This is a genomic window from Campylobacter sp. IFREMER_LSEM_CL2101 (assembly GCF_025771825.1).
Lineage (GTDB): Bacteria > Campylobacterota > Campylobacteria > Campylobacterales > Campylobacteraceae > Campylobacter_D > Campylobacter_D lari_C.
The window spans coordinates 1-24,561 of record NZ_JAKMQZ010000001.1; the positions used below are offsets into that span (position 1 = coordinate 1).

The window sequence follows — 24,561 nt, forward strand, 5'->3', positions numbered from 1 at the left end:
TGTATCACTAAGAGAATCAAAAGGAAGGATAGATACTAATGTAGCTGATGCTATGGGCTTTAACGCTTACAAAGGTGGCGGTAGAATGATAGTTACCTTCTCAGCTGTTTCTACTTATATGGAATCAGATGGTAGTGGCATGAGTGCTGGTACAGGATATTCTGTGGGTAGTGGTAAAGAAATGTCTAAAGTGTATAATTCTACCGACGCATTAGCCTTTGTAACGGCATTTTCAATCGCTTTTGGTTTTAGTGCAGCTGGAGATGGAGCAAGTCAATTTGCTAATTTAGACACGTCAATAGCCGGAAAAGATCAAACACCGGGTGTTACTACGCTTAAAGGCGCAATGGCTGTAATGGATGTAGTAGAAACTGCAACAGCAAATTTAGATGCTATTAGAGCAGATATCGGTGCTGTGCAAAATCAAATCACAGCTACACTTAATAATATCAGTGTAACTCAAGTAAATATTAAATCAGCTGAATCAACCATTAGAGATGTAGACTTTGCAGCAGAAAGTGCGAATTTTTCTAAATACAACATCTTAGCTCAAAGTGGTTCTTATGCTATGAGTCAGGCTAATGCTGTACAGCAAAATGTTCTAAAACTTTTACAATAAATCCAAAGGTAAGGAAAATTTTCCTTACCTTATATTAATTTTCTTTTTTCTAAAATATCTTGCAAAGGCATGATGGCTATTTTTAAAGCTTTTTCTTGAACTAATATAAGTTCAGTGATATCTTCTATCCAAGTTTTATGCGATTCAATCCAAGCAACTAATTTGTTTTGTTTGTCACTTTCATTGTGCATTGCATGGACATAAATTTTTGAAAAAGTACTTTCTAGGTGAAATAAAGAAGGAGTAATGACTTCTCTTAAGAAAATGTATTTATCGCTTTCTAGCTTTTCTTTGAGTTCATCTATTTTTGCATTTAGCTCATGCAGGGTATAGCGTATTTTGCTTTTATTGTTTAAGTCTTTATGGAGTTTTTTGCATTCTTTTAAGAAAATACTACTTGCTTTTATATTTTGCTTGATTTGCTTGTAAGCTCGCAACATAAGCTCTTCGCTTTCTTTGCGTTTTAGTTTGTGTAGTTTTGGAAAAGGTTTTTTTAGTTCTTCTTTTAAAAGAGTTTTGCACAGTTCTTTAAAAGGTTTTTCTATAGTTCCTTCTATTCTAGCTCCACCCTCTGTGGCATTATAAATTTTTGCTTTTGTTTGCTTGTGTATTAAGCTTTCAAAAACTTGTTTAAATAAAACCCAAATTTCTGAGCTTTGAACATATCCTTTTCCACCATAAGCTAAAATTTTAAATTTATCCTTATCTCTTTCAAATTCTCCCTCATGATAATCACTATACAAAAATCCTTCACTATGGGATTTCCCATCATTACCATACGCTAAATCTTGGCCTATTAAAATGATATTTTTATGTCCGAGTAAGAGCGCTAATTCATAATTTAAATGTGCTACACTCATACCTCCGCTTATATAGCCAAAATTATGTAAGCCTACGGAATAAGCAAATGGTAAAGATCTTGAAACTAAAATATATTTTCTATTGTTTTTTTCTAAAAAATTTATACTGTCTTTATATACCAAAGATACTAATATAAAAGTAATATCCTTATCAAAATCACCAAAATCATTATCAAAACATTTTGATACAAAATCATCTCTTTCAAGCATACAAACATAATCAGGTTTTATACCTGCTTTTGCTAATATAGGATAAGCACTATCAGCACAAAATATAGTAGCTTTGTTTGCGTATTTTTTAAGTAAAGGAAGTTGTTTTTTTAAAGAAGGTCCGGTGGCTACTAAAATAGCATTTTGACTTTTATTGGTTCTTTTTTTCTTTAATTCTGTAAAACTTGGATGGGTAAGCATTTTGGGTAAATTTAATACAAATTGCTCAATACCTTGCATAGCATCAATTGGGTCATTTCCTCTTCTTAGAGCGATATTTTTTATAACTTTATAATTTAAATCACTAATATATTTAATTTCTTTCTTTTGATCCTCATAAAAAGAAGAGTGAATATGTAAATCATAAGTTTTTAAAAAAAGATTTAAAAAAGAGCATATAGTGTCAGCTTTTGTATAGTTCATTTCTTTGATATGAATTAAAACAAATCTATTTTCTGATAATTCTTTGGAAAAATCTATCATATTAAATATCAAAAATATAAGTTCTAGATCTTTTTCATAAACTATAATTTTTTTATGTTCTTTATTAGCAAGTAAACTTTTATAAAAAATTCCATTTCCTAAACCATAAAAAAATAAATAAGGATAACGCGCATAGTTTTTGTTAAAATACTCAAGTTTTTCCTGAAGTTCTTTCAAAGGATCTTTATAGATATTTTTTAAATTCTTATAGCATATATTACAATTTAAAGGATCTTTATCAAAAACATAAATATAGTCTTTTGCTTCTTTTAATCTACTTAGTTTTCTTTTTAAGGTTTGGTATTCGGTATGTTTTAAAGCTTTAATATTTTTTTTAAAAATTTCTGTTTTCATTGGTGTATCCTTATTATTTATCGAAATAAAATCGTCATTTTTTATAAAAATTTTATTTAACACTAAAACATTAAAAATTATTATTTATAACAACTATGCGCTTATTTAGCTTTTGAGATTTTCTTTTATTGTTTCATTGTGTTTTTCTAAATACAAGATGATTTCTTCAAAAAAATCAATTTGTTGCATTAAAAATAACTCCACATTTTTTTCTTTTTCAACCTTATATTTTAAAACTTCGCATTCATTTTGAAAAAATCTAGCTTGTAAAATATCTGAGAAAAAATCACTTTTTGACAGTTTTAATCTCAATTTTTCTAATTTTTCTAAATTTTTTTCTTTGATAGCTTTTTTACATTCATTGATAAAAATTTCACTTTGTTTTATTTGTTTGTTGAGTTTTTCTTTACATTGTTTTAATTTTTTTTGTGGATTTTTTGCTTTTGTTAGAATGATATTTTTTTCAATTTTTTCTTTTAAAAACTCTTCACAAATTTCTTTAAAAGGCTTTTCAATGGTTCCTTCTATCCTCGCTCCACCTTCTGTGGCATTGTAAGTTTTGATTTTTAATATATCTCTAGCTAGAGCTATGTCTTTTTCAAAACTTTTTAAAAATAAATACCATGTAAGTTGAGTTTTTACCTCTCCATTGCCTCCATAAGCGCAGATTGTTTTATAAACAATTTCTTCATCTCCTTGATCGCCATATAAATGTTCTTTTGGATGTGATTTACCATCATCGCTATAAGCTAAATCTTGTCCTATTAAAATAATATTTTCAAATCTTAAAGCACCAGCTAACTCATAAGCCATATTAGCCACACTCATGCCATTTCCTAAAAAGCCGTATTCATTTAAGCCAAGTTTGCTTTCAAAAAACAAAGGCCTTAAAACAAGCATATAATTTCTATTGTTTTTTTCTAAATATTCTATGGTTTTAGGATGAGTTAAAGAAGCAATGATAAATAAAATACCTTTATCAAAGTCACCAAAATCATTATTAAAAAATTCACTAGTCATTTCTTCTCTTTCTAGTGAAAAAACATAATCAGGCTTGATTCCTTCTTTAGCTAAGATAACATAAGAGCTATCGGCACTAAAAATTACAGCATTTTCTTGGTATTTTTTTAAAAGTGGAAGTTGTTTCATCAAGGAAGGGCCTGTTGAAACTATAATGGCATTTTTTGCTTTTGTTTTTCTATCTTTTATTAAATTCTTAAAAGGTACATGAGTGATTATTTTTTCTAAGTTTATAATATTATGTTTTATTCCTATTAAGGCATCTTTTGGGTCATTGCCACGAGTAAGCATTAAAGTCTTAACTAAATTTAATAAAATTTGCATCACATTTTGTGCATTTGGCATGTAAAAATTGGTGTAAAATTCATTATAAAAATGAAAATTGAAAATTTTTAATGTATATTTAATTTGTGGATAATCAAATAAAACTTTAAGTTGAGCGGTGTTGACATTTGGTGTAAAAAATAAAATAAGTTTTTCTTTTCTAAGAAGTGTAGTAAAATCAATCATATGAAAAGCTAAGTATAAAATTTCTAATTCTTCTTCAAAAACTATGATATGTTTTAAGTGTTGATTTTTTAAAAGCTCTATAAAAAATTTTCCATCGCCAAAACCATAAAAAAACAACACTGGATATAATTCAAATTTTTCATAATCAAAAGAATGATTATCATCTAAAAAAACTTGATTTTGTGTATCAAAAATTTTGTTTTCTATAAGCTGAAATCTTTGAGTATTGGTTATCTTTCTTAATTCGTAAGCTAATATTTGATCAACTTCAAAAAGAGCTTGGGTGTTTTTTAAAAATAATTCTTTGTTCATAGGTATCCGTTTTTATTTTAATTATAACAAAATTACATTATAACAATGTTGAATATGCTTATATCAAATAGTGGTTTTGTAATTTTGCTGCTTTTATTTTTTGAATATATTTTTTAAAATTATTTTCAATTAGAAAATTTTCTAAATTTAATATATTTGTTTCTAAAGTTACTTTTAATGCAACAATATGCTCATTAATAATTTCAATAAAAGCTAAGCATTCTTTTATCCAAAGAAGCATTTTGTTAAAACTATCTTCTTGTGTTTTAGGATTAAGTACTTGAATTCTTGCTAAATTGAGTTCAAACTGAATACTAATGGCGCTAGTTAATTCTTTTAAAACACTTACTCTAGTAAGTTTTGCTTTGTGATTTTCTATTTCTTGTATTAAATCAATAAAATTTTTTTCATCGCCCATTAAAAAATAAATACGATTGAGTATGTATAAATTTTCTTTGTGTAAAAATTCACAAAGTTTAATGGCTTGTTGTGTTTTATAAAACGATTTAAGCATGAGTTCGTTTTTTTTACTCTGGGCGATTTTGTCAAGTTGTATAAATGATTTTGGTGTAGTGTTTTCAAATAAAGTTTCGCAAAGCTCTTTAAAAGGTTTTTCTATGGTTCCTTCTATCCTTGCCCCGCCTTCTGTGGCATTATAGGTTTGGATATTTTGTTTATTATTTTTAGCAATAGCTTCTTCTAGATAATGCTTAAATACCATCCATATTTCGTGTGTTTTAACCATGTTTTGTCCACCATAGCCTAGGGTTTGAATACGATCATAATGACTTTCGCAGTCTGCCTTATAATGATAATCTTGAGGATGTGAAAATCCATCATCAGAATAAGCTAAATCTTGTCCTATTAAAATGATGTTTTTATGTTTCAAACAAGATGCTATGAAATAAGCCATATTTGCTACGCTTGGAGTATTTATTAAACTACCCAAATCTTTTAAATGAAAAAGCTTGCTGAAATCCCCTATTTTTTGTATAAAGATGAACTCTCTATTGTTTTCTTTTAGATATTTGGGAGTATTTTTATATACAATTTCGGTTAAGATAAATAAAATATTTTTATCAAAATCACCAAAATTGTTATTAAAAAATTCACTTGTTTTTTCTATTCTTTCCAAAGATAAAACATAATCAGGTTTTATATCATGTTTTGCTAGTATAGGATAAGCACTATCAGCACAAAAAATAGTTGCTTTGTTTGTATATTTTTTAAGCAGAGGAAGTTGTTTGATTAAAGAAGGGCCTGTTGAAACTATAATAGCATTTTGATAAGTACTTTTTCGTTTTGATAATAATTCTTTAAAGGAATAATTTAAAAAAAGATCAGGTAGGTTGTAAATAAAATTTTCTATACCTTTTAAAGCATCTTTTGAAGAATTTCCAAATTTTAAAATAGAATTTTTTATATAAGTTTGCATAGTTTCGTTTGTTTTTAAAATATCATTGTGAAATTTTTCATAATAATCACAATGGATATCTAAAAAATAAGTTCTTAAGAAATTAAAAAACGGTGAGCTATTGCATAAAATTTGAAAATGTGTATAATTTATATTGTTTACATCTAAAATAATTAGCCGGAAGTCTTTTAATTCTTCGCTAAAATCTAAAAAATGAAAACTCAGATAAATAAATTCTATTTCTTTTTCAAAAACTACGATTTTTTGTCTATTTTTGTTCTGTAAAAGCACTTTATATAAAATTCCGTTACCAAAACCAAAAAAATATAGCACTGGGTATAATAAATATTTGTCATTATATAAGTCTAATTTCTCATTTAATTCACTAAGTGTATTGTTATATAACACATATCTTTCTTTTTGGTGAATAAAATTAACATCTAAAGGATCAGATCCTTGTTTTGTTTCAAAATTATTTCGCTTAAAATTTGCTAATTTCTCTTTTAAATTTTTATCAGCTAGAGCTTCTAAATTTTTATTAAAAATATTTTTTTGCATAATCACTCCAAAAAATCTTCTTTTTTTAACGCTTGCCCAAATTCTATATCACAACTTGCTTTTTTACCAAGTATGATAGGTAAAAATTTAGGATGTAAACCTAGACTTGGTCTTACGCTTTTTACATTTTCTTGTGTAAAAATTTCACCTTTTTTAATGTCTTTACTAGCGTATAAGCTTCTTGCAAAATGGCGATTTTTTAAGGTTTTTTCATCTATTGTTAGGCTAGCTTTACCTAGCGCTTGCTCGCTTAAACGCACCATAGAACACATTTGCTTAAACTCGTCAAAATCAAGACTAAATTTAGCATCAGCACTATTTAAAGTTTTATCTAATATAAAATGCTTTTCTATCACTCTTGCGCCAAGAGCTACTGCTAAAGTAGGTGCTAAAAAGCCTTCACTATGATCGCTTAAGCCTACTATGGTTTTAAATTTTTCTTGTAAAGTTTTAATGGCATTTAGATTTAAATCACAAATTTGTGAAGGATAAGCCGAAGTGCATTTAAGCAAAATCAAATTCGAATTGTTTTCTTCTTGGAAAATTTTAACAACCATTTCAAGTTCTTCTTCATAAGCTATGCCCGTAGAAATCAAAGTAGGTTTATTTTCTTTTGCCACATAACGCACAAAATCATAATCATTTACTTCAAAAGAAGCGATTTTATAAGCTGGTGGATTAAATTGTCTTAAAAAATTCACATCCTCTTTGGAGAAAGGACTAGAAAAGCAGATTAGTCCTTCGTTTTTGGCGCATTCAAAAAGTTTCTCATGCCACTCATAAGGCGTTTTAGCTTCTTCGTATAATTCGTATAGTTTGCGTCCATGCCACAAACCACCTTCGATGATAAAGTCTTTTTTGTTTGAATTTAGTGTTAAGCTATCTGGGGTGTAGGTTTGAATTTTTATGGCATCAGCTCCTGCTTTTTTAGCTGCTTGTATGGTTTTTAAAGCCACTTCAAGGCTGTTTGCGTGGTTGGCTGAAAGCTCGGCAATGATGAAAACTTTTTCATTTAAATTGAAATTTTCTATAAACATTAAAAACCTTTTTTTAATTTAAATAAAAATTTACTATATTTTATATTTTAATTATTAATTATGATTAAAGGTTTATTTAGTAAAATAAATTTAATTAAGTTATCTAAGGAAAAAGCTATGACTAAAACACTTGAATATTCGATTTATCATTTTTGTGAACACATTTTAAAACTTAAAATTGCACCAACAAGTGTAATCAGAGGTGAGCTTTATGGAGCTTCTATACCTTTATATTTTAAAGATGAGGAATATAGCTTTTATTTATTTTTTCAAAAAAAAGCTTTAAATGAAATTGCGTTGTTTTTATTGCATGAAGAATTAAAAGAAGATGGTTTGGCAGATCTAGTAAAAGAAGTAGCTAATCAAATCATAGGTTATGCTAAAAAATTACTTAATGATACCAATGGAAAAGATGAATACCGTTTAGGGGTTCCTGAGTATTTAGGGCGTATTGATGGATTTTCAAAAATCAAGCTCAAAGAAAAATTTACCTATGAGATGAAAAATGCTCGTTTTAGAATAGGTTATAAAAAATTATGATAGAAGATCATTTAGGATTATTGCAATCTTATGAAGATATTTTAGATATTAGTGTTGATTTTGTTAGTGAGCTTGGCACAACTAATATGAGTGTGAGAGATCTTTTAAAATTAGAAGTTGGTTCTGTGATAGATCTTGAAAAGCCAGCAGGTGAGAGTGTGGAGCTTTACTTAAATAAAAGAATTTTTGGCAAAGGTGAGGTAATGGTGTATGAAAAAAACCTTGCCATAAGAATTAATGAGATTTTAGATTCAAAATCAGTGTTGCAGTATTTTAAAAAAGAATTGCAATGAAATTTATTTGGATTTTACTACTTGCTTTGCCTCTTTTTGGGGCAAAAATTCTTGATTATAATATCTATCCAAGAGAAGATAGGGTGGATATTACTTTTTCATTTGATGTTCCTTATAAAGAAGGTATTAGCCAAAAGAGAAAAGATAATATTATCATTTTTACTTTAAATGCTCAAAGTGTTAAAGAAGAAGATAAGACATTAAATTCTAATATTATTAAAAAAATAAAAATCTTTTCAGAAGGTAAAAAAACTTTCATAGCTTTAAGTACTGGCGATAAGATACAAATTAATGCAGATGCAATTGGCGAGTATGGTTTAAGACTACGTGCACAAAAAGAGGGTACAAATTTAACTACCAAAAAAAGCTTAAATGAAAAAAATGAGGAGATAAAAATGCAAGAGTATGATTTTACAAATTATATTTTAGTTGTAAGTGTTTTGATACTTTTGCTTATTGGACTTTGGTTTTTAAAAATGTATTTAAGGCAAAAACATCCTTTAGATAGAAATTTTACTTTGATTTTTCAAAGACCGCTTGATAGACATAATCAACTTGTAGTTTTTGAGTATGACTTAAAACGCTATACTATGATTATAGGAAATTCTAATGTGGTATTAGAAACGAGTGAAGCTTTGACAAAAAACGAAGAGCAAAATAAAACACCCCAAAAACCAAAAGAAAAAGATTTTGACTCTTACTTTGAAGAAAATAAACAAAGATTGCAAAATTTACTTTTAAAGCAAAATAATTAATTTTTTTGATTAAAAGCTAAAATGATAAGCTTTGGCTTTGAAATCTTTTTAATCTCTTCTTTTGAAAAATAAATTTGCTTTTTATCTGAGTAAATATATAAAGTGTGGTTTTTTAGCATAAAATCAAGATTTATATCAGTATCTTTTGCTAATTTTTTTGCTAATGCAAGAATGAAATTAAGCCAAGTTAATATATGATTGTTTGGCAATAGTTCTTTGATATGTTCAATGGCAAATGGATTGATTTTTTTACCATTGGCCTTTAAAAGGGTAGAGATAAGTAAAATTTCTTTGTGTGAAAAGCCAAAATGTAAACCATTTAAAGCCATATAAGCACTATGCTCATTAGCAAAATAAAAATTAATCCTTTCGCCTATGTGAGCTAATTTGGCAGCATTTAAAAGATCTTTTTTAAAGTTAATATCAACTTTATGAATAGGCAAAAGTGTATCAAATAATTTATTTGCAAAATACGCACTTTTATCGCTATAATCTATATTAAAACGATCTTGTAAAGATTTTAAACTTGGATTAAAATTAGGTGGAAATTTAGCGTTAAATTTTGAAAAATCAGTGGTGTCATTTTTTATCTTGGTGTATTTTTGAAAAAGATTGGATAAAAACACACCCTCTCTTACGCCCACTGCTGAGGTGATGATGTTTTTAGCTTTTAGATTTTTTGCTAAGGCTAAAAAGATTACACAACCTTCTTTTATAGTATCAAAGCGATCTTTTTTGATATTAAAATCAACTAAATTTTTAGCATTTTGAATTTTTTCTATGTGGTTTTTTTCTTTCTCAAAACTATAGCTAAAATTGTGAATCATTTTTAATGGATAAGAGTTTTTTTTCATTATAGAATTTGACAGTGCTCTTAAACTCCCTCCTATGGCAATAATATTGTCATTTTGAAAGCGTTTTGGTACTTGCATTAGTGCTTCTTGTATAAACTGATCTAGGACATTTAATCTTTTGGTGTCATAAAAGATTTCTTTTAATCTTACGGTTCCTAGATCAAGTGAAATACAATCTATAATTTTACCTTCTTTAATCAAACAAAGCTCAGTTGATCCTCCACCTATATCTATAGTGGTGGCATTTTGAATATTTGATAACAAATTTAGCGCAGCAAGACCACCTAAAAATGATTCGGTTTTCCCATTAATACACTTTATGTTTAAACCTACATTTTTTGCTATTCTAGTAATAAAGTCTTTTGCATTCGGTGCATCTCTTAATGCAGAAGTTCCAACAGCAATAATTTTTCTACATTTTTCTTTTAAAGCTTTTTCTTTAAAGTAAGCCAAAGCTTTCTCAGCCTTAAGCATAGCTTCTTCTTGGAGGATTTTGTTATTGTTGTAGGCATTTTCTCCAAGTCTTACTTTCTTTTTGTGTTCGCTACAAATGAAAAAACCATATCTTGAGGTTCTTTCAAAAACCACCATGCGAACGGAATTAGAACCAAGGTCAATTACTGCTGTTTTTTTAGCCATTAAATATCTTTATTTTTATGTTTCAAGCGAAGCTCATCAATGCTTTCTACATTGTCAGGATCAGGTATGATACAATCTACCGGACAGGCTACTATACAGGCTGGCTCTGAAAATTCATTCACGCATTCAGTGCATAGATCAGGATCTATAACATAGATTGGATCATTATCATAAATAGCCTCATCTGGACATTCTTCCCTGCATGCATCACAGGATATACATTCTCTAGTGATTAAAAGTGACATACTTTTCCTTTTATGAGTAATAAAGCAAACTTATACTATATAAAAACTTATAGCTAATTTAAATGAAAGAAAAATTAAATTTAATTTTTAGAATGATTGAATCATTCTAAAAATTTTTAGTTAGTTTTTTTAGGAAAACAAAAGCGATATCCTCTGCGACGTACAGTTTCTATAGTAGAGATATTAAGTGGTTTATCCATTTTTTGTCTTATTTGATTGATTGCAACTTCTATAACATTTGGAGTTACAAGTTCAGGTTCTTCCCAAATAGCATCTAAAAGTTGTTCTTTTGATACGATTTGATCAGAATGTCTAGCAAGGTGAGTTAAAACCTCAAAAGGCTTTCCTTTTAACTCTATATCTTTTCCTTGATAAGTGATTTTTTCTTCATCAGGATCAATCACTAAATCATCAATTTTAATCACATTAGTTCCACCAAATCTAAGTCTAGCTTCAATTCTTGCCATTAAAATTTCAAAATCCAAAGGTTTTTTTATGTAATCATCTGCTCCAGCTTTTAAAGCTTTAATTTCATTTTCTTTATCTGCTTTTGAGCATATTGTAACTATAGCAGTTCTTGGAGATTTTTGTTTGATAGCATTGATCAAATCACTTGCGTCGTTATTGCCTATAGTCCAATTTGATAATACTAAATCATAGTGTCTAATACCTATAAAATACTCAGCGTCTTTAAAATTTTCTGAAGTATCACTTTGGTAACCAAATTCGTTCAAGGTGTTTGATAAGGTTTTGTTAAGTGATGCTTCATCTTCTACAACTAAAATACGCATTTTATTCCTTTGAAGATAGTTTTAGTGCAAAAGTATAACACAAATTAAGCAAATATTCAAAATTCTTTAAAAAATTTTTAATATTTTTTGCTTAAACTAGCTCCAACACGTGCATTTTTAATAATATCAGGTTTATAACAAGTAATATGTATAAATTGAAGTTTTTTATGGTGCTTTTTGATATCTTTGCATATATATTTTAAAGATTTTTCTATGGTTTTAAATTTTTTCTTTTTATAGATTTTTTCTATTCTAGCGCATAATTTTGCATAATCTAAAAATTTTTTACTTTTAGCTTCTAGTTCTATTAAGACTTTTTGCTCTTGAATTCTTTCAAAATCCAAAAGTCCTATAATGCATTTAAATTCTAAGCTAACTTTTATATGACTTTGCATTCTTGTTTTCCGATTAATCTTAAAATATTTGGTATATGTTTATAAATAACTATAAAAGCGATAATAAATATCGGTGCATGGGTATTAATCACAGGCATATCATAATGAAATATAAAAGAAGTTATGATTAAAACAGTCAAGGCTCCAAGTGAAGCTAAACTTGAAATTTTAAATACCTTACCTATGATAAACCAAGCCAAAACCGCAGATATAATTTCAAAAGGTAAAAATACTGCTAAAACTCCAGCTCCAGTAGCTACTCCTTTGCCACCTTCAAATTTTAAATAAGGAGAAAAACAATGGCCAAATACCGCTAAAACCGCCATAGTCCATAAGATATTTTCATCATAGCCTAAAATTTTTGCAACTAATATAGGTATAATCCCTTTAAACGCATCTAAAATAATAGTCGCAATAGCAAGTGTTTTGGCAAGCTTAGGATTGCTTTCTTTTACTACTCTTAAAACATTGGTAGCACCTATGCTTTTACTACCTGCATTTTTGATATTTGTTTTGGCAAAAATTTGAGCTAGTAAAAGTCCAAATGGTATAGCACCTATAAGATAAGCTAAAAGATAGATTATTAAATTTTCCATTTACTTTTTATCCTGATTTTATAAAACTTTATAAAATGATAGCAAAAAACCCTGAAATAAATATTTAAGAGATAATTTATCCTATAATAATTTTTATTGTTAAATAGAAATTTTTTATTTTGTTTAAAGAAAATTATAGATATATTTTCAATAAGTTTATTTTAAATAGGCTTTATTTTATCTTATTTAGGAGTGGATAATGAAAAAAATTTCATTATTAGTTGCATCATCATTATTAGTTGCATCAACTGCTTTTGCTAATGATAGAGCTTTGCTAGATGAAGCAAAAGCTGCAGGTTTAGCACCTTTGCCAAAGGATCAAGCAGGTGTTGAAAAACTATTAAAAGAAATGGGAGTTAAGGCTAGCAAATTCTCTAAAGAAAAAGCTAATCTTGGTAAAAAATTGTATTTTGAACCAAGACTTTCTAAAAGTGGTTTGATTTCTTGTAATACCTGTCACAACTTAGGTATGGGTGGTGCTGATGGTATAGCAGCTGCTGTAGGACACAAATGGACAGCTAATCCTCATCATTTAAATTCACCAACAGTTTATAACTCTGTTTTAAATTCAACTCAATTTTGGGATGGTAGAGCAGGTACTTTAGCAGATCAAGCAAAAGGGCCAATCGAAGCAGAACCTGAAATGGCAACCCCAGCAAAACTAGCTGTTGAAAAAATTTCTTCTATGCCAGAATATGTAAAAGAATTTAAAAAAGTTTATGGAAGTAGTGGAGTGACTTTTGACAATATCGCAGATGCTATTGCTACATTCGAAAGAACACTTTTAACTCCATCTAAATTTGACAAATTCTTAGAAGGTGATACAAAAGCATTAAGTAAAAAAGAAAAAGAAGGCTTGAAAACTTTCATCGATAAAGGCTGTACAGCTTGTCATACAGGAGTAAATTTAGGTGGTAGTATGCAGGCTTTCCAAGTAGCAGCTAAATATAAATTTGCAAATGTAGGAGATTTTAAAGGCGATGCAAATGGTTTAGTTAAAACTCCAACCTTAAGAAATATCGCTGAAACAGCTCCGTATTTCCACAATGGTGCTATTTGGTCTTTACAAGAAGCAATCAAAGAAATGGGTAGTGTGCAACTTGGTATAGAAATTTCTGACAAAGAAGCAGCTTCTATAGAAACTTTCTTACATGCTTTAACAGGTAAAAAACCAAGCATTACTTATCCTCAACTTCCAAAAGCAACTGAAAAAACTCCAAAGCCAGAGCTTTAATTTAAATCTTAAGACGCTTTTTGCGTCTTAAGCTTACTTTATATAAAATCAAGATATAATTACCACTTTTAACCACTAAAGCTTTTTAAATTTATGTTTTATACATAATGCTTTATGGTGCTACCAAAATATTTTAAGAAAGGATAGCTGTATGTATGCTATTATAAAACACAGTGGAAAACAATACAGAGTAAGCCAAGGTGATGAGCTTAAACTAGATCGTTTTGAAGCTGAAGCAAAATCAAGCGTAGAATTAAGTGAAGTTCTTGCTGTATGCGATAAAGAATTAAAGGTAGGTGCGCCGTTTGTTGCGGGTGCAAAAGTTGTTTTAGAAGTGATTGCTCATGGAAAAGACAAAAAAGTTGTGATTTATAAAAAAAGACGTAGAAAAGACTCAAAATTAAAACGCGGTTTTAGAAGACAATTTACTCGCGTTAGAGTAGTAGATATTAAAGCTTAAGGAGTAAAGAATGGCACACAAGAAAGGTCAAGGTTCAACTCAGAATAATCGTGATTCTATAGGTCGTCGTCTAGGTGTTAAAAAATTTGGTGGAGAATTTGTTCGCGCTGGTAACATTATTATTCGCCAAAGAGGAACAGCAACTCATGCAGGTAATAACGTAGGCATGGGAAAAGATCATACAATTTTTGCTTTAATTGATGGTTTTGTAAAATTTGAAAGAAAAGATAAAAATAGAAAAAAAGTTTCTGTTTATCCTGCATAATTTCAAGGCTACTTTGTAGCCTTTTTCTTCTTTTTAATCTTAATATATTAAAAAAAATATAATATCATTTTAAAAATTTATACTTTGGTGATTGTATGTTTATAGATAATGTAAAATTAGTTTTAAGTTCGGGTAATGGTGGTAAAGGTGCTGTAAGTTTTCGCCGTGAAAAACATGTTCCACTTGGTGGACCTGATGGTGGTGATGGTGGAAATGGTGGTGATGTGTATTTTATATGTGATAATAACACCCATACTCTAGCACACTTTAAAGGCAAAAAAGAGCTTAAAGCACAAAATGGCCAGCCAGGCTTAGGCCGCAACAAAAATGGCAAAAGAGGGGAGAGTTTAGAGTTGATTGTCCCTCAAGGCACTCAAGTAATTGACGCACAAAGTGGGGAAGTTTTGCTTGATATGCTAGTAGAAGGCCAAAAAGAATTATTTTTAAAAGGCGGTAAAGGTGGTCTTGGTAATACTCATTTTAAAAACTCTACTAATCAACGCCCAGATTATGCCCAACCAGGCGTGGCAGGAAAAACCTTAAGTGTGCGCTTAGAATTAAAACTCATAGCAGATGTTGGACTTGTGGGCTTTCCAAATGTAGGAAAATCCACTCTTATAAGCGTAGTATCTAATGCAAGACCTGAAATAGCTAATTATGAATTTACTACTTTAACTCCAAAACTTGGTATGGTTGAAGTAGATGATTATAATTCTTTTGTGATGGCAGATATCCCAGGTATTATAGAAGGTGCAAGCGATGGCAGGGGTTTGGGACTTGAGTTTTTAAGACACATAGAAAGGACTTCTTTTTTGCTTTTTGTGCTTGATCCATTAAGAGATATGAGTTTAAAAGAGCAATTTTGCATTTTAAGAAAAGAATTAGAAAAATTTTCAAGCAAACTTTATGCAAGAAATTTTGGCTTAATGCTTTCAAAAAGTGACAGTGTAAATTTAGGTGAGGAATTTGCACAAAAAATAGAAGATGATTATAATGAATTAAAAGCTTATTTGCAAAGTCAAAATAATCCACAAAGCTTTTTTGTTAAAGTATCAAGCCTTGAAAAAACTGGACTTAAAGAGCTTAAATTTATGCTTTTAGAAGAAGTTAAAAAAATTAGAAGTCAAAATAATCTTTGATGAGTGAAAATTTAACTATAGATTTTATCCAAGAATATATCAAATCTAATTTTAAAGGCTTGGTATATAAATTTACCTATAAAGAGCATAGCTTTTTTTATAATCCCGATAGGGTTTTAAAAAACGGAGTTTATTTTTGCACTATTAAAGAAAATGATGGTATAAATGATAAAGCTTCGAATTTAAATAGAGAAGGTGTATTTCGTCTAAGTTGCTCTCTTTGTGATCAAGATTACCAAAATCTTTTTGGTCAAAAACCTAAAAAAGCTTTAAAGGGTGAGGTTGTTGGTTTAAATTATGATTTTTCTATGCTTGATCTTATCATGCCTCATCCAATTTATGCTTATATGGGATATATTTGTATTAACAATCCTTCAAGAAAAAATTTTGAAATTTTTAAAGATTATCTTGAGCTTTCATATCAAAAAGCTATAAAAACTTATCAAAAAAGGATAGTGGCATTATGAAAAATATCATTTTTATGGGAACTCCCTCTTATGCAACATGTATTTTAAAAGAGCTTGTTGATAAAGGGTTTAATGTCCAAGCTTTATTTACCCAGCCTGATAAACCTGTGGGAAGAAAACAAATTTTAACTTCAAGTGATACTAAAAAATTTGTTTTAGAAAATAATTTAAATATAGAAATTTTCACTCCAAAAAGCTTAAAAGATGAAAATATAATCAATGAAATAAAAAGTTTAAAACCTGATTTTATAGTTGTTGCTGCTTATGGGAAGATTTTACCAAAAGAAATTTTAGATATTGCTCCTTGCGTCAATTTGCACGCTTCCTTGCTTCCTAAATATCGTGGTGCTTCACCTATACAAAGCGCTATTTTAAATGGGGATAAAATAAGCGGGGTTTGCACTATGCTTATGGAAGAAGGGCTTGATAGTGGTGCTATTTTAGAAAACATAGAATGTGATATCGCAGGTAAAAATTCAGTTGAAGTTTTTACCATGCTTTCAAATTTAGCTGCTAAGCTTACTATTTCTACACTTTTGAATTTTGAAAAAATTATCCCAAAAAAGCAAGATGAAAATTTAGTTACACATTGTAAAAAAATTAAAAAAGAAGATGGCTTGATTGCTTTAGATAATGCAAGTGAAATTTATCAAAAATTTCTAGCTTTTACACCTTGGCCTGGAATTTTTTTAGAAAATGGTATGAAATTTTTAGACATAGAGCTAATTGATAGTGAAAAAACTCAAAAATCAGGTGTGATTTTACAAGTAGAAAAGGAAAGCTTTTTGCTTTCATGTAAAAAAGGTGTTTTGAGGATTAAAACTTTACAAGAAAGTGGAAAAAAAGCTTTAGATGCTAAGACTTATTTAAATGGAAAAAGGTTAAAACTTGGAGATAGTTTATTTTGATGAACTTGAATCAACTCAAGTTTATTTAAGTGATAAAATTCGCAGTGGAGAAATTACTAGCAATACAGCCATTTGTGCTTTTATTCAAAGTGCTGGTATAGGTAGTAGAGATAATACTTGGCAAAGCAAGCAAGGAAATTTACATGTATCTTTTTGCATAAAAACTCAAGAATTAGCACAAGATCTTCCTTTGGCTTCTGCTAGTATATACTTTGCGTTTTTAATGAAAGAAGTATTGCAAAGACAAAATTCAAAAGTATGGATTAAATGGCCTAATGATTTTTATATAGAAGATAAAAAAATAGGTGGCCTGATGAGTTCTAAAATCAATGATTTTTTGGTTGTAGGAATGGGGATTAATCTTAAATATGCCCCATTTAATGCTGAAATTTTAGACATAGAAGTAGATATAGCAAAACTTTTAAATGAGTATTTTTCTTATGTAGATGAGAAAAATTTATGGAAGAATATTTTTAGCAAGTATATGCTAGAATTTGAAAAATCAAGAAATTTTTTTATACATAATGAAGGTAAGATTTTATCTTTAAAAGATGCTTTGTTGTATAAAGATGGTTCTATATTGTTAGATAATAAAAGGATATATAGTTTAAGATGAGTGAGATAATAACTATTGCAAATCAAAAAGGCGGAGTGGGTAAAACTACTACCGCTATTAATCTAGCGGCTTCTTTGGCGGTAGCTGAAAAAAAGGTTCTTTTGATAGATATTGATCCACAAGCTAATGCTACAACAGGACTTGGTTTTAATAGAAGTAATTATGAATATAATATTTACCATGTTTTTATAGGTAGGAAAAAACTTTCTGAGATTATTTTAAAAACTGAGCTTCCACAATTATACTTAGCTCCATCAAATATTTCTTTGGTTGGAATTGAGCAAGAAGTAGTAAAAGAAAGCGGAGAATATAGAACGATTTTAAGGGAAAAAATCAAAGAAATTGCTAAAGATTATGATTTTATTATCATTGACTCACCTCCTGCACTTGGAAGCATTACAGTAAATGCTTTTGCAGCAAGTGATAGCGTTATTATCCCTATACAATGTGAGTTTTATGCACTTGAGGGTGTTGCGATGGTTTTAAACACTATTAAATTTGTGAAAAAAACTATCAATCCAAAGTTAAAAATAAAAGGTTTTTTACCGACTATGTATAGCTCACAAAATAATCTTTCAAAAGATACTGTGGAGGATTTAAAGCAAAATTTCAAGCAAAAGCTATTTAGAACAGGTGATAATGAAGATGATTTTATCATCATACCAAGAAATGTAAAACTTGCTGAAAGTCCAAGTTATGGAAAACCTATTATACTTTATGATATAAAATCTCCAGGTTCGGTGGCATATCAAAATTTAGCACATTCTATATTAGGATAAAAAATGGCAAAAAAAAGTGCATTAGGAAGAGGTTTAAGTAGTATTTTGGCTGATATTGATGAGGTTTATGAAAAAGAATTAGGCTCTAATGAAGGCAGAATAGAAGAAATTGATATAGATTTAATTAGCCCAAATCCTTATCAGCCAAGAAAAAATTTTGACACCCAAGCCTTAGAAGAACTTGCAGGTTCTATTAAAGAATATGGTTTGATTCAACCTGTTGTGGTCTTTAAAAAAGATGAATTTGATTATATTTTAATAGCAGGTGAGAGAAGATTTAGAGCATGTAAGCTTTTAGAAAAAGAACAGATTAAAGCTGTAGTTTTAAATGTAGATGATATAAAATTACGTGAGCTTGCCTTAATAGAAAATATTCAAAGAGAAAATTTAAACCCTATAGAATTAGCACATTCTTATAAAGAATTACTAGAAATTCATGATATTACTCAAGAAAAATTAGCAGATCTTATCCATAAATCAAGACCTCAAATTGCTAATACCTTAAGACTTTTAAATTTAAATGAGCAAACTCAAAATTTCATTATAGAAGGTAAAATTTCACAAGGTCATGCAAAGGTTTTAGTGGGGCTTGAAAAAGAAGAAGAAAAAATGATAGTTGATACTATCATAGGACAAAAACTTAATGTAAGAGATACTGAAAAATTAATTAAAAATTTTAAAAATACAAATCAATTAGAAAAAAACACAATTTCAAATAAACAATATCAATCTATAATAAATTTAAAAGAAAAAATCGAATCTTTAGGCTTAAAAGTAAATGCAAAAGATTTAAAAATTACTATAAATTTTGAAAATGAAGATGAGGTTAGGGAATTTCTAAAGACATTAAATTAAATATGTTTTTAGGTATGTTTTGCTATAATTTCGCGTTTTATTTAGATTTATTTAGGAGTATTAATGTTTAATGATGTACACTTTTCCATCATGATAGCCACTGGTGTCATTTTTTTGCTTATGATAGCGATTTTAAATTCTATGCTCTATAAACCTTTGATTAAATTTATGGATTCTAGGGATTTAACTATAAAAAATGATGAAGAAAAAATGAAAAAAAATTCTGATGATGTTTCAAATGTAGAAAGTGAATTAGAAAAAATTCATATCCAAACAAGAGATGAAATTAATCAAATTAAGTCAAAAGCAATAGAAGAAGCTAAATTAAAACAAGAAAAAGAATTATCAACAAGAAAAAGAGAATTAGAAGATCAAATGCTTGTTTTTCTTAAAAGCCTAAGAGAAAAAGAAAAAGAGTTAAAAGAAGAAATGCGTTCAAAAATGCCAGAATTTAAACAAAGCTTTAAAGATAGCTTGAGTAAAATTTAAGGAAGATAAATGTTAAAAAAAATTACATTATTGTCGGTACTTCCTTTTTATGCTTTTGCAGCAGGTAATGGAAGTGGTGAATACGATATTATTCCAAGAGCGGTTAATTTTGTTTTATTTGCTGCTATTTTATATTATTTTATTGCAACTCCTTTGAAAAATTTTTACAACGGAAGAATTGCAAAAATTGCTTCTAGAATGAATGAAATTCAAGAAAAGCTTATCGCGAGTAAAAATCATAAATTAGAAATGATGAAAAAACTAGACTTAGCTAAACAAGAAGCTGTTAATGCGGTTGCTCTTGCAAAAAAAGAGGCAGAAATTATCACAGATAAAATAGAAGCTGAAACAAAAATGGAAATTAAGGCTTTAGAAAAAACTTATGAAGAACATAAAGAATACGAAATAAGAAGAATGGAAAAAGAAGTTGTGCAAGCGGTTTTAGAAGAGATTTTTGAAGATCAAAATTTACAACTTCAGCAAAAAGAAATTCTAAATATCATGATGAAAAAGGTGTCTTGATGGAAAGTGTGATTGCAAAAACTTATGCAAAGGCGATATTAGAAAGAAATGATTTTGAAGATTTTTATTCTAATTTATTAGAGTTAAGTTCAGCTTTTGCATCTAATAAATTTATAGATGTTTTAAATTCTTATGAGATAAAACAAGGAAAAAAACTAGAGTTTATACTTTCTTTATTAGATAATCCAAGTGATGCTTTTAAAAATTTTATAAATTTAATCGTAGATAATAAAAGGGAAATGTTGATCCCAGAAATTACTAAAGAATTGAGTGAGCAAAAAGCATTAAAGGAAAATACATTCTTAGGGCAAGTTTATTCAAAAGAACAATTAAGTGCAGAAGAAATTAAAAATTTAGAAGAAAAACTTAGTACTAAGTTTAATGCAAACATTAGATTAGATAGTAAAATAAGTGATAATGACAGTGTGAAGATTAGCTTAGATGGTCTTGGTTATGAAATTTCATTTTCAATGCAAAGCTTAAAAGCTAAAATGAATGAATATATATTAAAAGCAATTTAAGGAGATTTGATGAAATTTAAAGCAGATGAAATTAGTTCTATTATAAAAGAAAGAATTGAAAAATTTGACTTTAATCTTGAAATAGAAGAAACAGGTAAAATTATTTCAGTTGCTGATGGTGTTGCTAAGGTTTATGGTCTTAAGAATGCCATGGCTGGAGAGATGGTTGAATTTGAAAATGGCGAAAAAGGAATGGTGCTTAACCTTGAAGAATCAAGCGTTGGTATTGTTATCTTAGGAAAAGGTCTTGGTCTTAAAGAAGGAAGTTCTGTAAAAAGACTAAAAAAACTTCTAAAAGTTCCGGTGGGCGATGCGTTGATAGGACGTGTTGTAAATGCTTTGGGTGAGCCAATTGATGCTAAAGGCGTGATTGAGGCAAGTGAATATCGCTTTGTGGAAGAAAAAGCAAAAGGTATTATGGCTAGAAAAAGCGTTCATGAGCCACTACACACAGGCATTAAAGCAATTGATGCTTTAGTTCCAATTGGTAGAGGACAAAGAGAGTTAATTATCGGTGATAGACAAACAGGTAAAACAACTGTAGCAATCGATACTATCATTAGTCAAAAAGGTAAAGATGTTATTTGTATTTATGTTGCAATTGGTCAAAAACAAAGTACAGTAGCTCAAGTAGTTAAAAAACTTGAAGAATACGGTGCAATGGATTATAGTATAGTAGTAAATGCAGGTGCTTCTGATCCTGCTGCATTGCAATACCTTGCTCCATATACAGGTGTAACTATGGGTGAGTATTTTAGAGATAATTCAAGACATGCATTGATTGTTTATGATGATTTAAGTAAGCATGCTGTTGCATATCGTGAGATGTCTTTGATTTTACGTCGTCCTCCGGGTCGTGAAGCTTATCCAGGGGATGTATTTTATTTACATTCAAGATTGCTTGAAAGAGCAAGTAAGTTAAGCGATGAGCTTGGCGCAGGAAGTTTGACTGCACTACCTATTATCGAAACTCAAGCGGGCGATGTTTCAGCTTATATTCCAACTAATGTTATTTCAATTACTGATGGGCAAATTTTCTTGGAAACAGATTTATTTAACTCAGGTATTCGTCCTGCGATTAATGTTGGTCTATCTGTATCTCGTGTTGGTGGTGCTGCGCAAATTAAAGCAACAAAACAAGTTTCAGGTACATTAAGACTTGATTTAGCTCAATATAGAGAGTTGCAAGCTTTTGCGCAATTTGCAAGTGATTTGGATGAAGCAAGTAGAAAGCAACTTGAACGCGGACAAAGAATGGTTGAAGTTCTAAAACAACCACCATATTCTCCGCTTTCAGCTGAAAATCAAGTAGTGATGATTTATGCAGGAACTAAAGGATATTTAGATGATATAGCAGTTTCGAAAATTGGAGAATTTGAAGCAGCTTTATATCCATTTATTGAAGCTAAATATCCAGAAATTTTTGAGCAAATTAGAACTAAGAAAGCTTTAGATAAAGATTTAGAAGAAAAATTAGCTAAAGCATTGAGTGAGTTTAAAGCAAACCATATATAAGGTTTTTAAATGTCTAATTTAAAAGAAATTAAAAGAAAAATAAAAAGTGTTCATAATACACAAAAGACAACTAATGCTATGAAGCTTGTCTCTACTGCCAAATTAAGAAAGGCAGAAGAGGCAGCTAAAAAGTCAAAAGTTTTTGCTCAAAAAATTGATGAAGTTTTATCTGAAATTGCATTCAAGATTAATCAATACGAAGGACTTGATGATAAACTTCCGTTTTTTAGAAAAAAAGACAATATTGAAAAAATGGATATTATTTTCATTACTGCCGATAAAGGTTTATGCGGTGGTTTTAACATCAAAACCATTAAAACAGTAAATGAAATGCTTGAAGATTGTAAAGCAAAAAAAATCAAAGTAAGATTAAGAGCTATTGGTAAAACAGGTATAGAGTATTTTAATTTTCAAAATATTGAAATTTTAGAAAAGTATTTAGATACAAGCTCTAGTCCTGACTATGAAAAAGCATGTGCTATTATACAAAGTGCAGTAGATGATTTTGTAAATGAAGTAACTGATAAGGTTGTAATTATACATAATGGTTATAAAAATATGATTTCTCAAGAAATTCGTATTAATGAATTATTGCCAGTGCAAGCTATTGCAAGTAAGGAAGAACAAGAATCGCAGTCTTTAATGGACTTAGAGCCAGAAGATGAAGAAATCTTAAATGATTTATTAAAAACTTATTTTGAATATAATATGTATTTTTCTTTGGTTGATTCTTTGGCGGCTGAACATAGTGCAAGAATGCAAGCTATGGATAATGCAACCAATAATGCAAAAGCAAGAGTTAAGCAGCTTAACTTAGCTTATAACAAAGCAAGACAAGAATCTATTACCACCGAATTGATAGAGATTATCAGCGGTGTTGAGTCAATGAAATAAATTTAGGAGTGATGATGCAAGGTTTTATTTCTCAAGTTTTAGGACCAGTGGTTGATGTTGAATTTAAAGAATATCTTCCACAAATTAATGAAGCTATTATTGTTAATTATGAATTAGAAGGAAAAGAATGTAAGCTAGTTCTTGAAGTAGCTGCACATTTAGGTGATAATAAAGTAAGAACTATTGCTATGGATATGACAGATGGTCTTGTTAGAGGTTTAACCGTAGAGGCAACTGGTAACCCAATCAGTGTTCCAGTGGGCGAAAAAGTTCTTGGAAGAATTTTTAATGTAACGGGTGATTTAATTGATGAGGGTGAAGAGATTAATTTTGATAAACATTGGTCAATTCACAGAGATCCTCCTCCATTTGAAGAGCAAAGCACAAAAAGCGAAATTTTTGAAACAGGTATTAAGGTGGTTGATTTATTAGCTCCTTATGCTAAAGGTGGCAAAGTTGGTCTTTTTGGTGGTGCCGGTGTTGGTAAAACCGTTATTATTATGGAATTAATTCACAATGTTGCATTTAAACATAGTGGATATTCAGTTTTTGCAGGTGTTGGTGAAAGAACACGTGAGGGTAATGACCTTTATAATGAAATGAAAGAAAGTAACGTATTGGATAAAGTTGCACTGTGCTATGGTCAAATGAATGAACCACCAGGGGCAAGAAATCGTATTGCATTAACAGGTCTTACTATGGCTGAGTATTTTAGAGATGAAATGGGACTTGATGTATTGATGTTTATTGATAATATTTTTAGATTTTCTCAATCAGGTTCAGAAATGTCAGCGCTTTTAGGAAGAATTCCTTCAGCTGTTGGTTATCAGCCAACCCTAGCTAGCGAAATGGGTAAGTTCCAAGAAAGAATTACATCAACCAAAAAAGGATCTATTACTTCAGTTCAAGCAGTTTATGTGCCAGCAGATGACTTAACAGACCCTGCACCAGCAACAGTTTTTGCACACTTAGATGCAACTACGGTTTTAAATAGATCGATTGCTGAAAAAGGTATTTATCCAGCTGTTGATCCACTTGATTCTACTTCAAGAATGCTTGATCCGCAAATTATAGGTGAAGAGCATTATAAAGTAGCGCGTGGCGTACAATCAGTGCTTCAAAAATATAAAGATTTACAAGATATTATTGCTATTTTAGGTATGGATGAATTAAGTGAAGAAGATAAATTGATCGTTGAAAGAGCGAGAAAAATTGAAAAATTCCTATCTCAGCCATTCTTCGTTGCAGAAGTATTTACAGGAAGTCCTGGTAAATACATTAGTTTAGAAGATACGATAGCAGGCTTTAAAGGTATTTTAGAAGGAAAATACGACCATTTACCAGAAAATGCTTTCTATATGGTAGGTGGAATTGATGAAGTTATTGAAAAAGCAGAAAAACTTAAGGCTTAA

At 29.4% G+C, this 24,561-nt stretch carries 28 protein-coding genes; 19 read left to right on the forward strand and 9 right to left on the reverse strand.

The window, feature by feature from the left end; all coding sequences use genetic code 11:
- A partial coding sequence (locus L8V88_RS00005; RefSeq protein WP_263726292.1) for a flagellin occupies positions 1-619 on the forward strand: 619 nt, incomplete at its 5' end.
- A gap of 29 nt (positions 620-648) precedes the next feature.
- Here L8V88_RS00005 and L8V88_RS00010 read toward each other — a convergent pair.
- The 4 genes from L8V88_RS00010 to pseI are packed head-to-tail and all read right to left on the reverse strand — an operon-like array spanning position 649 to position 7,377.
- Positions 649-2,571: a motility associated factor glycosyltransferase family protein gene (locus L8V88_RS00010; RefSeq protein WP_263726468.1), complete on the reverse strand. Its 1,923-nt coding sequence runs from the start codon at positions 2,569-2,571 to the stop codon at positions 649-651.
- A gap of 60 nt (positions 2,572-2,631) precedes the next feature.
- Positions 2,632-4,368 carry a motility associated factor glycosyltransferase family protein gene (locus L8V88_RS00015; protein WP_263726293.1) on the reverse strand — a complete coding sequence of 579 codons (1,737 nt, stop codon included), beginning with the start codon at positions 4,366-4,368 and terminating at the stop codon, positions 2,632-2,634.
- A 58-nt stretch (positions 4,369-4,426) separates the two neighbouring features.
- Positions 4,427-6,340, reverse strand: coding sequence for a motility associated factor glycosyltransferase family protein (locus L8V88_RS00020; protein WP_263726294.1), 1,914 nt, complete (start codon positions 6,338-6,340; stop codon positions 4,427-4,429).
- A 2-nt stretch (positions 6,341-6,342) separates the two neighbouring features.
- Positions 6,343-7,377: a pseudaminic acid synthase gene (gene pseI, locus L8V88_RS00025; RefSeq protein WP_263726295.1), complete on the reverse strand. Its 1,035-nt coding sequence runs from the start codon at positions 7,375-7,377 to the stop codon at positions 6,343-6,345.
- A gap of 117 nt (positions 7,378-7,494) precedes the next feature.
- On the opposite strand from pseI, the gene L8V88_RS00030 reads away from it, so the two are divergent.
- Genes L8V88_RS00030 through L8V88_RS00040 form a run of 3 tightly spaced genes read left to right on the forward strand, consistent with a single transcriptional unit; the run spans position 7,495 to position 8,965 of the window.
- On the forward strand, positions 7,495-7,917 hold the full coding sequence (locus L8V88_RS00030) for a hypothetical protein (protein ID WP_087699344.1): 423 nt from the start codon (positions 7,495-7,497) through the stop codon (positions 7,915-7,917).
- On the forward strand, positions 7,914-8,210 hold the full coding sequence (gene fliN, locus L8V88_RS00035) for a flagellar motor switch protein FliN (RefSeq protein ID WP_039617302.1): 297 nt from the start codon (positions 7,914-7,916) through the stop codon (positions 8,208-8,210). The genes L8V88_RS00030 and fliN overlap by 4 nt, the downstream gene beginning before the upstream one ends.
- A complete protein-coding gene (locus L8V88_RS00040; protein WP_263726296.1) occupies positions 8,207-8,965 on the forward strand; it encodes a hypothetical protein in 759 nt (252 codons plus the stop codon). Before fliN ends, L8V88_RS00040 begins: the two co-directional genes overlap by 4 nt.
- Here the strand turns inward: L8V88_RS00040 and L8V88_RS00045 are convergent.
- The 5 genes from L8V88_RS00045 to plsY all read right to left on the reverse strand — a co-directional run bounded on the left by L8V88_RS00045 (position 8,962) and on the right by plsY (position 12,485).
- Positions 8,962-10,458: a Ppx/GppA phosphatase family protein gene (locus tag L8V88_RS00045; protein ID WP_263726297.1), complete on the reverse strand. Its 1,497-nt coding sequence runs from the start codon at positions 10,456-10,458 to the stop codon at positions 8,962-8,964. The genes L8V88_RS00040 and L8V88_RS00045 overlap by 4 nt on opposite strands.
- Positions 10,458-10,703, reverse strand: coding sequence for a YfhL family 4Fe-4S dicluster ferredoxin (locus L8V88_RS00050; protein WP_012660922.1), 246 nt, complete (start codon positions 10,701-10,703; stop codon positions 10,458-10,460). Before L8V88_RS00050 ends, L8V88_RS00045 begins: the two co-directional genes overlap by 1 nt.
- Before the next feature lie 116 nt (positions 10,704-10,819).
- Positions 10,820-11,494 carry a homeostatic response regulator transcription factor HsrA gene (gene hsrA, locus L8V88_RS00055; protein ID WP_039617309.1) on the reverse strand — a complete coding sequence of 225 codons (675 nt, stop codon included), beginning with the start codon at positions 11,492-11,494 and terminating at the stop codon, positions 10,820-10,822.
- A 77-nt stretch (positions 11,495-11,571) separates the two neighbouring features.
- Positions 11,572-11,889 (reverse strand): dihydroneopterin aldolase, encoded by a 318-nt coding sequence (locus L8V88_RS00060; RefSeq protein WP_047207913.1) that lies wholly within the window; start codon positions 11,887-11,889, stop codon positions 11,572-11,574.
- Positions 11,874-12,485, reverse strand: coding sequence for a glycerol-3-phosphate 1-O-acyltransferase PlsY (gene plsY, locus L8V88_RS00065; protein WP_263726298.1), 612 nt, complete (start codon positions 12,483-12,485; stop codon positions 11,874-11,876). Before plsY ends, L8V88_RS00060 begins: the two co-directional genes overlap by 16 nt.
- 199 nt (positions 12,486-12,684) lie before the next feature.
- Here plsY and L8V88_RS00070 point away from each other — a divergent pair, with 199 nt between their 5' ends.
- The 15 genes from L8V88_RS00070 (at position 12,685) to atpD (ending at position 24,561) form a co-directional block, all read left to right on the forward strand.
- On the forward strand, positions 12,685-13,719 hold the full coding sequence (locus tag L8V88_RS00070; RefSeq protein ID WP_039617315.1) for a cytochrome c551 peroxidase: 1,035 nt from the start codon (positions 12,685-12,687) through the stop codon (positions 13,717-13,719).
- A 151-nt stretch (positions 13,720-13,870) separates the two neighbouring features.
- On the forward strand, positions 13,871-14,179 hold the full coding sequence (gene rplU, locus L8V88_RS00075; RefSeq protein ID WP_263726299.1) for a 50S ribosomal protein L21: 309 nt from the start codon (positions 13,871-13,873) through the stop codon (positions 14,177-14,179).
- 10 nt (positions 14,180-14,189) lie between these two features.
- Positions 14,190-14,444 carry a 50S ribosomal protein L27 gene (gene rpmA / locus L8V88_RS00080; RefSeq protein WP_002862355.1) on the forward strand — a complete coding sequence of 85 codons (255 nt, stop codon included), beginning with the start codon at positions 14,190-14,192 and terminating at the stop codon, positions 14,442-14,444.
- Between the two features lie 95 nt (positions 14,445-14,539).
- Positions 14,540-15,583 (forward strand): GTPase ObgE, encoded by a 1,044-nt coding sequence (gene obgE / locus L8V88_RS00085; protein WP_263726300.1) that lies wholly within the window; start codon positions 14,540-14,542, stop codon positions 15,581-15,583.
- Positions 15,583-16,050: a DUF6194 family protein gene (locus tag L8V88_RS00090; protein ID WP_263726301.1), complete on the forward strand. Its 468-nt coding sequence runs from the start codon at positions 15,583-15,585 to the stop codon at positions 16,048-16,050. The genes obgE and L8V88_RS00090 overlap by 1 nt, the downstream gene beginning before the upstream one ends.
- A complete protein-coding gene (fmt, locus tag L8V88_RS00095; RefSeq protein ID WP_263726302.1) occupies positions 16,047-16,958 on the forward strand; it encodes a methionyl-tRNA formyltransferase in 912 nt (303 codons plus the stop codon). Before L8V88_RS00090 ends, fmt begins: the two co-directional genes overlap by 4 nt.
- Entirely contained in the window at positions 16,939-17,574 is a 636-nt protein-coding gene (locus tag L8V88_RS00100) for a biotin--[acetyl-CoA-carboxylase] ligase (RefSeq protein ID WP_263726303.1), read from the forward strand. The genes fmt and L8V88_RS00100 overlap by 20 nt, the downstream gene beginning before the upstream one ends.
- Positions 17,571-18,353 carry a ParA family protein gene (locus L8V88_RS00105; RefSeq protein WP_012660935.1) on the forward strand — a complete coding sequence of 261 codons (783 nt, stop codon included), beginning with the start codon at positions 17,571-17,573 and terminating at the stop codon, positions 18,351-18,353. Before L8V88_RS00100 ends, L8V88_RS00105 begins: the two co-directional genes overlap by 4 nt.
- Before the next feature lie 3 nt (positions 18,354-18,356).
- On the forward strand, positions 18,357-19,208 hold the full coding sequence (locus tag L8V88_RS00110) for a ParB/RepB/Spo0J family partition protein (RefSeq protein WP_039627805.1): 852 nt from the start codon (positions 18,357-18,359) through the stop codon (positions 19,206-19,208).
- Between the two features lie 63 nt (positions 19,209-19,271).
- A complete protein-coding gene (locus L8V88_RS00115) occupies positions 19,272-19,697 on the forward strand; it encodes a FoF1 ATP synthase subunit B' (protein WP_263726304.1) in 426 nt (141 codons plus the stop codon).
- Between the two features lie 9 nt (positions 19,698-19,706).
- Complete coding sequence (locus L8V88_RS00120) at positions 19,707-20,219, forward strand: F0F1 ATP synthase subunit B (protein ID WP_263726305.1); 513 nt, start codon at positions 19,707-19,709, stop codon at positions 20,217-20,219.
- Positions 20,219-20,740, forward strand: coding sequence for a F0F1 ATP synthase subunit delta (locus L8V88_RS00125; protein WP_263726306.1), 522 nt, complete (start codon positions 20,219-20,221; stop codon positions 20,738-20,740). The genes L8V88_RS00120 and L8V88_RS00125 overlap by 1 nt, the downstream gene beginning before the upstream one ends.
- 9 nt (positions 20,741-20,749) lie before the next feature.
- A complete protein-coding gene (gene atpA, locus L8V88_RS00130) occupies positions 20,750-22,255 on the forward strand; it encodes a F0F1 ATP synthase subunit alpha (RefSeq protein ID WP_039617356.1) in 1,506 nt (501 codons plus the stop codon).
- Between the two features lie 9 nt (positions 22,256-22,264).
- Positions 22,265-23,149, forward strand: a complete 885-nt coding sequence (gene atpG / locus L8V88_RS00135; protein ID WP_263726307.1) for an ATP synthase F1 subunit gamma — start codon at positions 22,265-22,267, stop codon at positions 23,147-23,149.
- Positions 23,150-23,163: 14 nt separating this feature from the next.
- Positions 23,164-24,561, forward strand: coding sequence for a F0F1 ATP synthase subunit beta (gene atpD / locus L8V88_RS00140; RefSeq protein WP_263677861.1), 1,398 nt, complete (start codon positions 23,164-23,166; stop codon positions 24,559-24,561).